This is a genomic window from Bacillus sp. 7_6_55CFAA_CT2, from assembly GCF_000238655.1.
GTDB classification, from domain to species: Bacteria; Bacillota; Bacilli; order Bacillales; family Bacillaceae_G; genus Bacillus_A; species Bacillus_A cereus.
The window spans coordinates 296,410-312,482 of the sequence record NZ_JH414708.1 but is presented as its reverse complement, the minus strand read 5'-3'; the positions used below and the strand labels follow the sequence as shown (position 1 = coordinate 312,482).

The window sequence follows — 16,073 nt, the reverse complement described above, 5'->3', positions numbered from 1 at the left end:
CATCACGGATACATCATTTTTTTCAATTCATCTAATGCTTCAATTGCTGCTAAATTACCTGTCGTTCCAAATAAACGCTCTTCTAAATCGTAAACACGGTTATTTTTAACCGCAGCAAAGTGTTTCCAAATATCATTTGTTTTAAATTCTTTATCAAACATTTTTACAACTTCATCAGGCATACCATGAGCTGCTCGTAAAATAATATCTGGATCAGCTTTCTTTAAATACTCTGTATTAGAAGCTAAATATTCTACTTGTTCACCTTGCACAATATTTTTACCACCTAGTTGTTTCACTAAATCTCCAATATAAGAATGCTCTGTTGCTACTAAATAACTTCCTGGCACACCTAATAAAATAAGCACTGTCGGTTCTTTCTTTCCTTTTACTTCTTTTTGAATGCTAGCAACCTTTTTATCTAATTTAGTTACTACTGCTTCGGCCTGTTTTTCACGCCCATATTTCTTACCTAAATCGCTAATAGAACTTTGCATATTTTTCAAACTCGTTAAATCTAAAAAGTTTGCTTTCATACCCACACCATCAAAAACTGGCTTTAATTCATATTCAAGTGTTGTCACAGATAACACTTCTGAAAGCTTTAATGACTTTACCTTTTCCATATCTGGACTCATTGGATTCCCAACTTCAGGTAAACCTTTATATCGCTTCGGTAAAGTTTTAGAACTTGTTGGAACGCCGACTAAATCTACTTCTAACGCATCCATAATTTCAGTAACAGCCACTGTTGTTGCAACGACGCGCTCTTTACTTTCACTCTTTACCTGCTTTGCTGATTCTTTTTTTGGTGATGAGCACCCGGCTATACTCATTAACAAAATGATAGCCATTAGTACACTTGCAATTTTCTTCACTCTCAATCACCACTCCTTTCCATACAATATGAAACAAGTCTTGATGCACGCGAACATGCATCAAGACTCCAAAAATTACAATCTACCTGCTCTATATTTACGAACTAGTAAAGCAAGTGAACCTAGCAGTAACACCATGTATAAACCAAGTTGTGCTGTATCTGCAGTTTTTGAGTTTTTCTCTTTTTTCGAATCATTTTTTGTATCTTCTTTTTTCTTGTGACCATCTGCATTTCGATTAAAATCAGGAGTACCTAATGTTTTTACATTATCTACTTTCGGTGTAGTCACTGGATTTTTCGGTTCATTTTTCGGTTCCTCTTTAATAGTTCCTAACGCACCGATATTATTTGTATCAAATTGAATTTGTACATTGTAAAAATGATGGTAGTTCATCTCATCGATGTCTACCTTTACTTTTGCGTTTAATTTTTTAAATAGATCTTCTACTTCAAACTGTACTACTCGCGTATTTGCATTTTTATCTTCGCTTACTACTTTTGCATCAGCGAATAGTTCATTGTTTTCCGCTTGGAATTTCGTAATCCACGCACTATTTTTCAGCGTCATCTCAATATATTTTTTACCATCTTTTACGATTAATTTCGCTGGATTTACAACATAGTCATGCATCTTTGAAATCTCATCTGTTTTATCTTTTAATACTTTAAATGTAATATCATATTGGCCATCTACTAAATTTTTCGAATCAACTATTACTCTCGGTTTATTATTTTCATCTTGGTTGTTGTTTCCACCTTGGTTGTCGTTTCCACCTTGGTTGTCGTTTCCACCTTGGTTGTCGTTTCCACCTTGGTTGTCGTTTCCACCTTGGTTGTCGTTTCCGCCTTGGCTATCTAACGGCTTAATGCTACCTTTATCAAATGCAAATTGAATATCGTAAAAATGGTGATAATTCATTGAATCGATATCTACTTTTACTTTTGCATTTAACTTTTTTGATAAATCTGGTACTTCTACTTCCACTACGCGTGTATCAGCTTTTTTATCTTCACTTATTACATGTGCATCAACAAACGAACCATTTTTCTCAAATTCAAATTTTGTAATCCAAGAACTGTTCGTTAACGTAAATGATACATACTTCTTACCATCTTTTACTTTTAGCACACCTGGACTTTTTGTATATGTGTTCATCATTGAAATTTCGTCTGTTTGATCTTTTAATGCTTTGAAATTGATGCTGTATTCACCATCTTTAATTGTTTCAGCATCTGGTTTTTCTACTTCCGGTTTTTCTGCTTCCGGTTTTTCTGCTTCCGGTTTTTCTGCTTCTGGTTTTTCTGCTTCTGGTTTTTCTACTTCTGGTTTTTCTGCTTCTGGTTTTTCTACTTCTGGTTGTTTCTCTTCATTTTTAATTTGTTCAAGTTTATCTTGTTCAAATAAAAGTTGTACATCATGCGTTTGCTTATAATTTCTTGATGCCATTTCGATAAATACTTTTGTATTTAGTTTTTTAGATAAATCGTTTACTTCAAACTCTACTACTCTTGTATCTTTTTCCGTATCCTCACTTACTACTTTTGCATCAACAAATGTGCCATCTTTTTCCGTTTGAAAATTTTTAATTAATGAGCTACTTTTTAATGTTACAATTGCTTTTTTCTTACCGTTTTCTACTTTTAATACTCCTGGATTTACCATGTAAGTATTCATCTTAGATTCTTCATCTGTTTGATCTTTTAACACTTTAAATGGAATGCTGTACGCACCATCTGTAATTGTGTTAGAATTTGGTTGTTGATCTGGGTCAGGCTTTTGGTCGGGCTTCTGACTTGGATCCGGTTTTTCATTTGGATCTGGCTTATTAGCTGGGTCCTCTTTTTCATTTGGTTGTTCCACATGAATTGGTGTAATACTATTTTGATCAAATGCAATACGAACGTCGTACTCATGATGATAATTTAAAAAATCAATATCTACTTTTACTTTTGCATTTAATACCTTCTCTACATCTTCTACATCAAATTCTACTACTCTTGTATCTTTTTCTTTATCTTCACTAATTACATTTGTCGCAACTAGCTTACCTGCTTTTTCTGTTTCAAACTTCGTAATCCATGAACTATTAGTTAATGTAAAGGATACTTTCTTTTTCCCATCCTTCACTTTTAAAGTTCCCGGACTTACTGAATATTGATTCATCATCGATTCTTCATCTGATGTATCTTTTAAAACTTTGAAGCCAATTGAATATTCACCGTCAGCCAACTTGGTAGCTGCTTGAACTGCAAGTGGTTGTAATGTTGATACGAATGTAAATATCATTAAAAACATAGCAACAATAATTTTTGTATACCTGTTCAATGGAACGACTCTCCCTTTTGAAAATTATTTAATACTGCTCCCATCAAATACAAAGCGAATATCATACGAAGCATTATAATTAATAATTGGAATATTAATTTTCACCTTTCCATTTAGTTTTTTTGACAAGTCAGCAACTTCAAATTCTACTACTCTAGTATTATCTTTTTTGTTTTCACTTAACACGGTTGTTTCTACAAATTGACCATCTTTTTCTACTTGGAAACTTTTAATAGAAGCACTATCTTTCACTTTAAATGAAACGTATTGTTTTCCATTTTTAACTGTTAATGTTGCTGGGCTTTCAAAATAACTATTCATTCTAGACGATTCATCTTTATCGCCTTTCCATACAGTAAAAGCAATATTATATTTTCCATCAGCTAGTTTTGTAGCAGCCTTTGCATCTTGTAAACCTAGTGTTGCGATAAACGTAAATAAAACAGCAAATACGGCAATAATCATTTTAAATTGTTTAAACATATATTCATCACCCTTCAAAAGATTTATTTACTCAACTTCACTTTACGAATTAAGAAAGCACCTGAAATAAGAATTAACGCTGCAAACAATCCAATACGTGCTTCATCGCCTGTTTTTGGGTTATCTGTTTTTTCAGCTTTTCCATTTTCATTTTTTGTTTCTTTGTTCACTTCTTTAGCTGTTTCCTTACTCTCTACTTTTGTTTTCTCTTCTTTTACATGTGTATCTGTTTTCGCTTGATCATTATTTTTTTTTGTAGCAGCTACGCCGTTATCGCCACCTACAGCTTTTACATTTGCATCAAATGCAAAACGAATTGTGTAGTGGTGGTCATAGTTTGCATTTGGTACAACAACATGAATTTTTACAGCTGCCGGTTTAGATAAATCATCTACTTTAAACTCTACTGTTCTTTTATCTGCCGATTCATCTTTACTAACAACTTTCGCATCAACAAAATTCCCGTTCTCTGGTGCTTTAAATTCTGTAATCCAAGCACTATGATTCATCGGAACTTGTACTCTCATCTCACCGTTTTTCACTATTAATTTTGCCGGCTTTTCAAAATAGTCATTTGCCATTGAAGCTGAATCATTTTCCGCTTTTTGAATTACGTAATTAATATCGTAAGTACCATCAGCTAGTTTTGCTGATACATTCCCGTATGGCATTACAAGAAAAGCTAACATACATACGAACGTTATAATAAAAGCAGGTAATACAGAAACCTTTTTCATTTTTCTTGTTTCCTCCTTGGTTATCTTTCATTTCACTTTTTTGAAAATGATAATTATTCTCAATTTATAAGAAAAAAAATAATCTCTTCTACCTATTATTTAATTAGCATTCTTTTATGTAACATAAGTATTATTGATTATCATTCTCATTGAATATTAAAAATAATATCTCACCCTATTCCTTATACGAAGGCATAGAAACTGAGAAAAAATGATAAAACGCATTTATTGATTATCATTCTCAATGCAAATCAAAAAAAATAAACTATCTCTTCTCCTCTTCTTTCACCTCTTCCCATAACAACACTATAGTTATAGAAACCCCTTTTTCCTCACTTCCCTTCCAATATTTCCACAACTAAGTCAATCTTAGCCTACTCATAAATTTTTTGTCAACTATATTACGTATAAAATTTTTAATATCTGAATTTCTCTATATGCGGCTTTTTTTACAAAAAAGAGACTTTCTATTATAGAAAGTCTCTTTTCTCTATTTCTCTACAGCAATTTCCTGCTTTTGAAACTTAGAAACTATATAACCAAATCCTATACCGATTATGCCTGGAACTAACCAACCAATTCCTACACTATATAATGGAATCTTATCTAAAATAGGTGCTAGCGCTGCAATTTGAAGGTTTGCATTGTGTAATCCATCAAAGAAACTTATTGCAAATGCTCCTACAATCCCGCCCACATACATCGCTAATGGAAGACGAACGTAGTTTTCAACAAGTGATAATACGATAAGTACGATTCCAATTGGATAAATTGCGATTAAGATTGGTAATGCTAATGCATTTAACTGAGTTAACCCAAGGTTTGCTACCATAAATGCTAATACACAGAAAATGAAAACGACTTTTTGATAAGAAAGCTTTGGTAATAAGGAAGAGAAGTAATCACCACAAGCTGCAACAATACCTACAGAAGTTGTTAAACATGCTGCTGTAATTGCGATCCCTAATAATAAAGTTCCGTAGCTACCAAATAAATGATTCACGACATTTGTTAAAATAATTCCTCCGTTTGCACCCATTCCAAGTGACACACTAGAAGCTCCAAGATAAGCAAGTGCTAAATACACAAGTAGTAGACCAAGCGCTGCAATAAATCCTGCAAAGATTGTTACTTTTGCAATACTGTTTTTATTTGTAATGCCTTTTTCTTTTAACGCATGAATTACAACATTTCCGAATACCAGTGCTGCAAGTCCATCTAAAGTTAAATATCCATCAATAAATCCTTTGAAGAGAGGAGCACTATACGCTTCTGTTGGTGCACCAAATTCTCCAATTGGTGTAATAAGTGCTTTACCTACGATAATTGCAATAACAGCTAATAATATTGGAGTTAGCACCTTACCAATACGACCCACTAATTTCGAAGGATTTAAAGCTAAATAGAAAGTGACTGCAAAGAAAATAAGTGTAAAGATAACAAGTGGATATGACTGACCAGCTATCTCACTTGGTAAAAACGGTGCAACACTCATCTCATAAGCTACTGTTCCTGTACGCGGCACACTTACGAATACGCCTAAACATAAATAAATTGCAGTGATAAAAACAAGTGCGAATATAGGATGTACACGTCCTGCTAGCTCATTAATATCTCCCTTTAAAGCTATAACAATTACTCCTAATAAAGGTAGTCCAACGCCTGTTACGATAAAACCAAACAGCGCGATCCATACGTCCGTTCCAGCACCTTGCCCTAACGCTGGTGGAAAAATCATATTACCTGCACCAAAAAACAGTGCAAATAACATTAAACTTATTGCAAACATCTCTGAAAACTTTAAAGATGATTTCATTTCTACTAACCTCCTAAAATAATGAATTAACAAAATATTCTGAATAAAAATCCGTCACATATCCTCTTTCAAGCATACTTCCCCATAAAAGAACGCAAAAAACACCCGTCCCTAACAAAGGGACGAGTGTTGAAATCGTGGTTCCACCCTTATTCTAATAAAATGAATTTATAACGAAATAAGCTCATTTTATAGCTCGTGTAAATTGATAACGGTTTTATCCGCCAAGAATTACAATGCATCATGTATGCAGTTCACTCTTGAAGTTTAGAGGTGGTAAGCTTGTCTTTTCGTATTAGGAAGCTCACAGCCTAAGGCTTCCCTCTCTGAGAATCGTAAAATACAACTCATGTCCTCATCATTACTTTTATAAAATATCTTGTCGAAACTTGTTGTTTTTTATTATATGGGCTATTTTTTAAAAAATCAATAGTTTTATTTTTTCTGACAAAAAAATATAGGGAGAAAATTTCCCCTCCCTATAACTGCCCTATTAAAATTTCTAACTCTTCAGCTGTAACGCTCCGCCACTTTCCAACTTCAAGCTCATTTAGCTCTATATTCATAATGCGTACTCGCTTTAGCTTTATTACAGTAAACCCGAAAGCTCGACTCATTCTACGAATTTGCCTGTTCATTCCTTGCGTTAAAACAATACGAAATGTTGATTGATCGACTCTTGTCACTTTGCACGGCTTCGTCATTCCATCTTTAATCTTTACACCGCTGGACATCTCATCAATAAACCAGTCCGTAAAAGGTTTATCGACTGTGACAACATATTCCTTCTCGTGCTCATGATCACCATGTAAAATTCGATTCGCAATGCCGCCGTCATTCGTTAATAAGATAAGTCCTTCCGATGCTTTATCTAATCGTCCAACTGGAAAGATTCGCTCTGGATAATTGATATAATCAATAATATTATCTTCAATATGATCAGCTGCTGTACAAGTAATTCCGACTGGTTTATGAAAGGCTATGTACACCTTTTCTTTCTCTTCTTTTACAATAACTTGCCCATCAATCGTTACAACATCACCATCGCTCACAAGTTCACCGTGCGTACATATTTCGCCATTAATAGCCACGCGTCCAGCTTTAATGAGGCGATCTGTTTCACGTCTGGAGCATGATTTTGCTTCGCTTATGTATTGGTTGATTTTCATGTTCTATTCCTTTTCACATATATTAAAAGCGTCAATCTATGGCAATATCATTCTGCCACGATTGACGCTTTTTCACTTCGCAAAAACAACTAAATAAATAACCCCAATCACCAAAAATATTCCGCAACAAGCTAACAATACTTTTGCAAGTTTGTCCATAAACATATAATGGTTTCCCCTTTGTTTCGTTGTTTTCTATTTTAATTCGACAACTGTTACGCCTAGGCCTCCCTCGCCCATGTCACCGTAACGGAAGGTTTTTACACCACGATGCTTCTTCAAGTAATCTTGTACACCTTGGCGAAGTGCTCCTGTCCCCTTACCGTGAATAATTGATACGCGAGGATAGCTTGCAAGCTGGGCATCGTCTAAGTATTTCTCAACGCGCGCCATTGCATTTTCAAATCGTTCACCACGAAGGTCAAGTTCTAATGAAACGTGATAGTCTCTACCTTTTACCGTTGCAACTGCTTTTTTCTCTGTTTGCTTCGGTGTGTTAATGTATTCCATGTTAGATTCTTTTACTTTCATCTTCAGAATACCGATTTGTACGCTCCACTCAGTATCACTTACTTTTTCAAGTAATTGACCTTTTTGACCGAACGTTAATACTTTTACTTCATCACCTGCACGTAACTGTTGCTTCGGCGCAGTGTTTTTCACGTTTACTTTTTGTTTCTTAACAAGCTCTGGTGCTGCGCCTTCTAGACGGCTCTTCGCTTCAATTAACTCGTGATCTTTCACGTTTGCAAGCTGTGCTTTACGCAATTGACGAAGTTCTTGAATAATGCCTTCTGCTTCTTTCTTTGCGGCTTCGACTTTTTCTTCCCCTTCTTTTTGCGCTTTTAATAATCGTTCATCGCGATCTTCGTTAAATTCAATGATTTGACGTTGTAATTCACGATGAAGTTTTTCAGATTGTTTGCGAAGTGCTTCTGCTTCGTTCCAGTCACGCTCTGCGTTCTTCTGGCTTTCTTCTAACTTCGCAATCATATTTTCAATTTTATTCGTATCTGTACTAATGTGGTTGCGTGCTTGGTCAATAACGCGATCAGATAATCCAAGACGTTTCGAAATTTCAAAGGCATTACTACGGCCTGGTACACCGATTAATAATTTATAAGTTGGACTTAATGTATTTACATCAAACTCAACACTCGCATTAATAACTTGCTCACGGTTATATCCGTATGCTTTTAATTCTGGATAATGCGTCGTTGCAACAACGCGAGCACCGCGATTACATACTTCATCTAAAATCGAAATTGCTAGTGCAGCACCTTCTTGTGGGTCTGTTCCAGCACCTAATTCATCGAATAAAACTAAGCTTTCAAAATCAGCTTTTTCTAAAATATCAACGATGTTCACCATATGTGAGGAGAACGTACTTAAACTTTGTTCAATGGATTGCTCATCACCGATATCAGCAAATATATTTTTAAACACACAAATCTCTGACTCATCCATTACTGGAATGTGAAGACCAGATTGCGCCATTAAAACACAAATACCAACTGTTTTCAGCGTAACTGTTTTACCACCTGTATTCGGTCCTGTAATAACAATTGTCGTGAAATCTTTACCTAACATAATGTTATTTGGCACAATAATTTCTGGATCGATTAGCGGATGGCGAGCTTGTCTTAAATCCATATAACGCTCGTTATTTACGATTGGTTTCGTTGCTTTAATTCGCTTTGCATAAAAAGCTTTCGCAAAAATGAAATCAAGATTCGCAACTACTTCTACATTTGATAAAACGATATCGGCTTCTACTGCCACTTCTTCTGTTAACATCAATAAGATGCGTTCGACTTCTTGTTTCTCTTTCACACGAGCTTCTTGCAGTGCGTTATTTAATTCTACAATGACTTGCGGTTCAATAAATAACGTTTGTCCAGAAGCTGATTGATCGTGAACAATACCACCATATACGCCGCGGTATTCTTGTTTTACTGGGATTACGTAACGTTCGTTACGAATCGTTACAATCGAGTCAGACAGCATCTTTTGCGCATTTGAAGAGCGCGTCATATTTTCTAATTTTTCACGAATACGGCTTTCCGCAGTACGAATTTGAGTACGAATACCACGCAGTTTATCACTTGCGCTATCGACTACTTCACCACCGTCACCGATACAATTTGTAATTTTCTTTTCTAAATCATATAAAGATACAATTTGAGCGACGTGAGTTTCTAAAATCGGAAGCTCGACACCGTTATCAGCCATATCTTCAATGAAACGTTTCATATTACGGCTACCATACATCGTATTCGCAATATCAAGTAATTCATTTGGACTTAACATACTCCCAATTTTTGCACGCTTCACATTTGAGCGAATATCCGTAATACCACCTAATGGTGCACTACCTTTTAAACGAATAACTTTCGCTGCTTCATCCGTTGTATCTTGCATTTCTACAATTTCTTCAAAATCAGTGCTCGGCACTAAATGCTTCACTTTGTCACGGCCAAGTGAAGAGGCTGTATGTTCAAGTAATTGTTCTTTTACTTTATTGTATTCTAATACACGCAACGTTCTTTCTAACATGTTGCAGGTCCCCCTTGCGTTACTTATTACGTTTAATATAGTCTAATAAACGTTCAATATCCCATGTGTTAATCACGTTATCTTTTTGAATCCAACCTTTACGTGCTGCTGCTACACCTGTTTCCATATCTTCCAACATTTCAAGTGTATGAGCATCTGTATTAATCGCTACTTTTACACCAGCATCTTGTGCTTGTTTTAATAATTTCGCGCTTAAATCTAGACGGTTCGGATTCGCATTTAATTCTAAAACTGTATTTGTCTCTTTTGCGAGTTCAATTAATAAATCTGTATCTACATCATAACCCTCACGGCGCCCGAGAAGACGTCCTGTCGGATGAGCAATCATTGTGACATGTTTATTCTCAAGTGCAGTACGCAGACGCTTCATGATCGTTTCACGGTCTTGTGAGAAGCTAGAGTGAATCGCTCCAATGACATAGTCTAATTCTTCTAATACTTCATCATCAAAATCAAGCGAGGCATCTGGTAAAATGTCCATTTCAATTCCGCGTAAAATTGTAATGTCTGGATACTTTTCATTCATACGTTCAATTTCTTTCGCTTGCTCACGAAGACGCTCTTTCGTTAAACCATTCGCTACTTTTAAGTATTGCGAGTGATCAGTAATCGCCATAAACTTATATCCACGAGCACGGCACGCTTGTACCATTTCTTCAATAGAAAAAGCACCGTCACTCCAAGTTGTATGCATATGTAAATCACCTTGTATATCGGAAAACTGAATTAAGTTCGGATACTCTTTAATTAATTCAATTTCTTTTCCATCTTCACGCACTTCTGGCGGAATAAATGGTAGACCGAAATGAGCAAAGAAGTCTTCTTCAGTCTCAAATGTTTTCACTTCACCTGTTTCTAAGTTCTCTACACCGTACTCACTAATTTTCTCGCCTTTATCTTTTGCGATTTGACGCATTTTTACGTTATGGTCTTTTGATCCTGTGAAATGGTGAAGTGTTGTAATAAACTCTTCTGGTTTTACTAAGCGGAAATCGATTGAAATATCATATTCATATTGAAGACGAACAGAAACTTTCGTATCCCCACTTGCGATTACCTCAATCATATTATCGAATTGTAGTAAATGCTCACGTACCGCTGCTGGTTCTGTCGTTGCAATGATAAAATCTAAATCTTTCACTGTTTCACGAACACGGCGCAAACTACCAGCGCGAGAGAAACGAATTACTTCAGCAATATTCGACAATTTCTCCTCTATTTCCCCGGCAATAGGCAATACCATCGCAATTGGTAAACGCTCTGGACGAGAGCCTACTTGATCGATTGCTTCTAATATTTTCTCTTCTGTCTTCTTACCGAAACCAGCTAAAGCTTGTACTTTATTTTCCTCACAAGCAGCTTTTAACGTCTCCATATCAATAACGCCTAGCTCTTTATATAACTTAGCCACCTTTTTACCACCAAGACCTGGTAGTTTTAATAACGGCAATAAGCTACTCGGTACTTCTTTTTCAAGTTCTTGTAATACTTCAGATGTTCCCGATTCTATATATTCTTGAATAACGGCTGCTGTTCCTTTTCCGATGCCCGGAATCTTTGTGAAGTCTTCAATCTCAGAAAGACTACGATCGTCACTTTCTAATGCTGCTGCCGCTTTACGAAATGCAGATATTTTAAATGGATTCGCACCCTTTAGTTCCATAAAAAGCCCGATTGTCTCTAATAATTTGATAACTTGTTTTTTATTTACTTTCATCATTACCCCGCCTTTCTTTCATAGAAAAAAACTTCTCTTTCCGAAAAAAGAGAAGTTATACTCTGCTACCTGTCTGCCATAGTTCCTTCACCTTTTCAGATAGAATCGGTGTATCGTCTACAATTATTTTGCTAATTGATGATTTTTGTAATGGTGTTTGTACTTGTTCAATCGGAAGAATGTTTCCAATGATAATTAAGACAAACAAAACAATATATACTTCTAAAAATCCGAGGATTGCCCCCGCAAACGCATTTACTTGCTTTAAAACCGGTATTTCTGCAAACATATTTAACAAATTACCAAGTAATGAAAGTGCTATTTTTGTAATAATAAACAATATGATAAACGCAAGCGCTTGATAAAATACTGTCTCAATATTATTTGCATCAATCCATTCTGGAACAGATACGTTTTTATCAAATGGATACGGAATAAATTTCGCAAGTGCTGGCGCTAAATCTTTACAGTACCAGTATGCAACAAGGTATGCGATAATAAAGCTTGTTAACTTTACAAGTTGCAGAATAAACCCTCTGCGTAAGCCGAGGAAAAATCCCATAACAAGCAGTAAAATGATAATAATATCAATCATGTTATTCCATTCCTTTTTTTGTCATACTTTCTTTCAATTTCTCATGTTCTTCTTTTAATTTTATGTAATCGTGTATGACGTTTACCGCCGTCAATACCGCTAGTCTACTCGTGTCAAGCGAAGGATTCTTGGCATTGAGTTCGCGCATTTTATCATCCACAATCGCTGCTACCATGCGGATATGACTTGTACTTTCATCGCCAACAACTGAATATTGCTGACCATAGATTTCTACATTAATTCGACTTTTCTTTCCCTTTTGTTGTGACAACTCACCGGCCTCCAATCACGTACAGAATCCTAAAGTTTATCATACCATGAACCTTCATAATATGGAAACAGAAAGAACAATCCGATATGATAAAAATAACAATATAAAAAAAGGGGCGACCATTATGTCAAATTCTATCGTAATTCAAACAAATTCTACAGTAATTGAAGACATGAAACAACAATATAAACATTCGCTTAGCCCGAAAATTCCGCAAGGCGGTATCTTTATGGCTAAGGTGCCATCTTGCACGATTACAGCGTATAAATCTGGAAAAGTAATGTTCCAAGGAGGCCGCGCTGAAGCAGAAGCTTCTCGTTGGCAAACTGTCTCTCACGCGCCGAAAACAGCTGTAAAAAAATCTGTCGATTCCCATCGTTATGCGCCGCCTACTTCCATCAGTACAATGTCTATTGTAGGGTCTGATGAAGTTGGTACTGGTGATTTCTTTGGACCGATGACAGTCGTTGCTGTATATGTGGATGCGAAGCAAATTCCACTACTAAAAGAACTTGGTGTAAAAGACTCTAAAAACTTAAATGACGATCAAATTACTGCCATTGCGAAACAACTTCTACACGTTGTTCCTTACAGCTCTCTTGTCCTTCATAATGAAAAATATAACGAGCTATTTGATAAAGGCAACAACCAAGGTAAGTTAAAAGCCTTGCTACATAATAAAGCTATTACAAACTTATTAGCGAAAATGGCACCTACAAAACCTGAAGGCGTCTTAATTGATCAATTCACACAACCTGATACATACTATAAATATTTAGCAAAACAAAAACAGGTACAGCGTGAAAATGTTTATTTCGCTACAAAAGGTGAAAGCGTCCATTTAGCAGTAGCCGCTGCTTCTATTTTAGCTCGCTACTCATTCGTAAAACAGTTTGACGAACTAAGTAAAAAAGCTGGTATGCCACTTCCGAAAGGTGCTGGTAAACAAGTTGATATCGCTGCTGCTAAATTAATTCAAAAGCTTGGTAAAGAACGATTACCCGAGTTTGTGAAACTGCATTTCGCTAATACGGAGAAGGCGCTTCGCTTATTAAAATAGTATCGACAAAAACAGGAGCCTACAAACTCCTGTTTTTTGTTTCATCCTACTATTGTCCTTATAGTTTTGTTATAATTATAATATACAGATTATTCTAACATAGGAGGGGATCTACATTGCTACTTCTACAAATGATTCTAAATATTTTACTAGGCGATCCACACGAAAGACAGTTCGAAATTAGAGAAAACATTCAGCTACTAAGTGAACAACCAGCGTTCAACGATTTAATAGAGCGTTATGGTCGATCTTTCTTATTAAACTTTCGGATTCGAAGATTTATCGGGAAACACGATGCACGCTTGTTAATACATAATCCAGCAAAACTACAACACTTCTGTGAAGAACTTGAATGTATGATTAGAAAAAGGAGGTTTTTCATATGAACGCTGTAAAAGTTAAAAAGGTACTATATGCTTTCGTACACCTCGTAGGCCCACTTTCTTACCTCACTATTTCTATCATTTGGGGAGCTTTTTTCACTACTAAATCCACATTCGAAAATATATCTGATAATCTTGGCGTGATGGCCATCTATTACGTGTTCATAAGTTTACTGTGGTTTTTCTATTTAGATCGATTAGACAAAGACATAAATAAGATTACAAAAGAAATTAACGATAATAAGATGTAACACATAACAAAGGAGAGCCCTTAAGACTCTCCTTTGTTATGTTAGCTTCGTTTCTGCTTCTTATTTGATGAAGATACTTTATGAGAACCTGTTTCATGTGTCGTCGTTCCTTGTCCTTCAACTTCTGGAGAACCTAGGCCCGATCTTGAATGATCTTTTTTCACTTTTTTACTCATTTATATTCACCCCTTCGCGTTACTTTTTGCTACGAGGGAATAAACTATACAATATGTAAAATAAAAAGCGAGAGGAAATCCTCTCGCTTTTTTTCATATTTTAGAATTCAGAAGAACCTGGAGTTCTTGGGAATGGAATTACGTCACGGATGTTAGCCATACCAGTGATGTACATTAGGAAGCGCTCGAAACCTAGACCGAATCCAGCGTGTTTTGTACCGCCGTATTTTCTAAGTTCTAAGTACCACCAGTAGTCCTCTTCGTTCATACCTAATTCTTTAATTCTGTCTACTAAAACGTCCATTCTTTCTTCACGTTGGCTTCCGCCGATTAATTCGCCGATGCCAGGAACTAGAAGGTCAGTAGCAGCTACTGTTTTACCGTCTTCATTTAAACGCATGTAGAATGCTTTAATGTCTTTCGGATAGTCAGTTACGAATACAGGGCGTTTGAAGATTTCTTCTGATAAGTATCTTTCGTGCTCTGTTTGTAAGTCAATTCCCCATTCTACTGGGTATTTGAAGTCAGCACCTGATTCTTGAAGCACTTTAATTGCTTCTGTATATGTGATGCGACCGAAGTCAGAGTTGATTACGTTGTTCATGCGCTCTAGAACTGTTTTATCAACGAAGCTGTTGAAGAATTCCATTTCTTCTGGTGCATGCTCTAATACGTATTTCATTGCATATTTCAGCATATCTTCTGTAAGGTTCATTACGTCACCTAGTTCAGCGAATGCAATCTCAGGCTCAACCATCCAGAACTCAGCAGCGTGACGAGTTGTGTTTGAGTTTTCTGCACGGAATGTAGGTCCGAATGTGTATACATCACGGAATGCTAATGCATAAGCTTCAGCGTTCAGCTGTCCACTTACTGTTAAGTTTGTTTCTTTACCGAAGAAGTCTTTTGACTCATCAACTTTTCCGTCTTCACCTTTTGGTAGGTTATTTAAATCTTGCGTTGTTACGCGGAACATTTCGCCAGCACCTTCTGTATCACTACCAGTGATGATTGGTGTGTGGACATGTACGAATCCACGCTCTTGGAAGAATTGGTGAATCGCAAATGCTGCGATAGAACGTACGCGGAACGTTGCAGAGAATGCATTTGTTCTTGGACGTAAGTGAGCGATTGTACGTAAGTATTCAAACGTATGACGCTTCTTTTGAAGTGGGTAATCAGAATCTGATAAGCCCTCGATATCAATTTTTTCTGCTTTAATTTCAAATGGTTGCTTCGCTCCCGGCGTTGCAATTACTTTACCTTCTACTTTAACTGAAGAGCTAAGTGGAAGTTTTGCAATTTCTTTGAAGTTCTCTAATTCTGTATCGAAAACGATTTGAACGCTTTTAAAGAAGCTACCGTCGTTTAATTCGATGAAACCAAATGCTTTTGAATCACGTAAGTTACGAATCCACCCTGATACTTGTACTGTTTGATTTGCATACTTTTCTGTATCTCTATACAGACTTTTTACTAATGTGTTTTCCATAGTGAAATTCTCCTTTGCTCATATATTTAAATACAAAAAAACCTTTCATCCATAAAGGGACGAAAGGTTAAACTTCGCGGTACCACCCAATTTGTCATAAAGACCAACTTTAACTCGTATGTAATACATACTTCCCGGTT

Annotated in this window: 15 protein-coding genes and 2 other annotated features (1 of these 17 running past the window's edge); of the genes, 3 read left to right on the top strand and 12 right to left on the bottom strand. The window is 36.0% G+C overall.

Annotated elements, in window-relative coordinates:
- Positions 1 to 2: 2 nt before the first annotated feature.
- The 10 genes from isdE to zapA all read right to left on the bottom strand — a co-directional run bounded on the left by isdE (position 3) and on the right by zapA (position 12,571).
- Positions 3 to 884 (bottom strand): heme ABC transporter substrate-binding protein IsdE, encoded by an 882-nt coding sequence (isdE, locus tag HMPREF1014_RS01740; protein WP_009326413.1) that lies wholly within the window; start codon positions 882 to 884, stop codon positions 3 to 5.
- 69 nt (positions 885 to 953) lie between these two features.
- On the bottom strand, positions 954 to 3,206 hold the full coding sequence (isdX2, locus tag HMPREF1014_RS01735) for an NEAT domain-containing hemophore IsdX2 (protein WP_001083213.1): 2,253 nt from the start codon (positions 3,204 to 3,206) through the stop codon (positions 954 to 956).
- A gap of 24 nt (positions 3,207 to 3,230) precedes the next feature.
- Entirely contained in the window at positions 3,231 to 3,689 is a 459-nt protein-coding gene (gene isdX1 / locus HMPREF1014_RS01730; RefSeq protein WP_000476165.1) for an NEAT domain-containing hemophore IsdX1, read from the bottom strand.
- A 23-nt stretch (positions 3,690 to 3,712) separates the two neighbouring features.
- On the bottom strand, positions 3,713 to 4,426 hold the full coding sequence (gene isdC, locus HMPREF1014_RS01725; RefSeq protein ID WP_000757960.1) for a heme uptake protein IsdC: 714 nt from the start codon (positions 4,424 to 4,426) through the stop codon (positions 3,713 to 3,715).
- Between the two features lie 490 nt (positions 4,427 to 4,916).
- Positions 4,917 to 6,242: a branched-chain amino acid transport system II carrier protein BrnQ6 gene (gene brnQ6 / locus HMPREF1014_RS01720; RefSeq protein ID WP_000842650.1), complete on the bottom strand. Its 1,326-nt coding sequence runs from the start codon at positions 6,240 to 6,242 to the stop codon at positions 4,917 to 4,919.
- Between the two features lie 115 nt (positions 6,243 to 6,357).
- Positions 6,358 to 6,613 (bottom strand) — a binding site (T-box leader).
- Positions 6,614 to 6,721: 108 nt separating this feature from the next.
- Entirely contained in the window at positions 6,722 to 7,411 is a 690-nt protein-coding gene (locus tag HMPREF1014_RS01715; RefSeq protein WP_000700746.1) for a 23S rRNA pseudouridine(2604) synthase RluF, read from the bottom strand.
- Positions 7,412 to 7,606: 195 nt separating this feature from the next.
- Positions 7,607 to 9,967 carry an endonuclease MutS2 gene (locus HMPREF1014_RS01705; RefSeq protein WP_000893716.1) on the bottom strand — a complete coding sequence of 787 codons (2,361 nt, stop codon included), beginning with the start codon at positions 9,965 to 9,967 and terminating at the stop codon, positions 7,607 to 7,609.
- Between the two features lie 19 nt (positions 9,968 to 9,986).
- Entirely contained in the window at positions 9,987 to 11,705 is a 1,719-nt protein-coding gene (gene polX, locus HMPREF1014_RS01700; protein WP_000867517.1) for a DNA polymerase/3'-5' exonuclease PolX, read from the bottom strand.
- 55 nt (positions 11,706 to 11,760) lie between these two features.
- Positions 11,761 to 12,300 (bottom strand): CvpA family protein, encoded by a 540-nt coding sequence (locus tag HMPREF1014_RS01695; protein WP_000565412.1) that lies wholly within the window; start codon positions 12,298 to 12,300, stop codon positions 11,761 to 11,763.
- Position 12,301: 1 nt separating this feature from the next.
- Positions 12,302 to 12,571, bottom strand: a complete 270-nt coding sequence (gene zapA / locus HMPREF1014_RS01690; protein ID WP_000082701.1) for a cell division protein ZapA — start codon at positions 12,569 to 12,571, stop codon at positions 12,302 to 12,304.
- A 124-nt stretch (positions 12,572 to 12,695) separates the two neighbouring features.
- Between zapA and rnhC the strand changes: the two genes are divergently transcribed.
- The 3 genes from rnhC (at position 12,696) to HMPREF1014_RS01675 (ending at position 14,265) form a co-directional block, all read left to right on the top strand.
- On the top strand, positions 12,696 to 13,631 hold the full coding sequence (gene rnhC, locus HMPREF1014_RS01685; RefSeq protein ID WP_000071570.1) for a ribonuclease HIII: 936 nt from the start codon (positions 12,696 to 12,698) through the stop codon (positions 13,629 to 13,631).
- A 116-nt stretch (positions 13,632 to 13,747) separates the two neighbouring features.
- The gene (locus HMPREF1014_RS01680) at positions 13,748 to 14,017 is read left to right on the top strand and encodes a hypothetical protein (protein ID WP_000925537.1); all 270 of its coding nucleotides are present in this window, start codon (positions 13,748 to 13,750) and stop codon (positions 14,015 to 14,017) included.
- The gene (locus tag HMPREF1014_RS01675) at positions 14,014 to 14,265 is read left to right on the top strand and encodes a hypothetical protein (RefSeq protein ID WP_000994758.1); all 252 of its coding nucleotides are present in this window, start codon (positions 14,014 to 14,016) and stop codon (positions 14,263 to 14,265) included. Before HMPREF1014_RS01680 ends, HMPREF1014_RS01675 begins: the two co-directional genes overlap by 4 nt.
- 41 nt (positions 14,266 to 14,306) lie before the next feature.
- On the opposite strand, the gene HMPREF1014_RS01670 is transcribed toward HMPREF1014_RS01675, so the two are convergent.
- A complete protein-coding gene (locus tag HMPREF1014_RS01670) occupies positions 14,307 to 14,441 on the bottom strand; it encodes a YuzL family protein (protein ID WP_000039590.1) in 135 nt (44 codons plus the stop codon).
- A gap of 100 nt (positions 14,442 to 14,541) precedes the next feature.
- Entirely contained in the window at positions 14,542 to 15,933 is a 1,392-nt protein-coding gene (gene asnS, locus HMPREF1014_RS01665) for an asparagine--tRNA ligase (RefSeq protein WP_000432190.1), read from the bottom strand.
- 52 nt (positions 15,934 to 15,985) lie between these two features.
- Positions 15,986 to 16,073, bottom strand: a binding site (T-box leader); it runs 164 nt beyond the window's last position.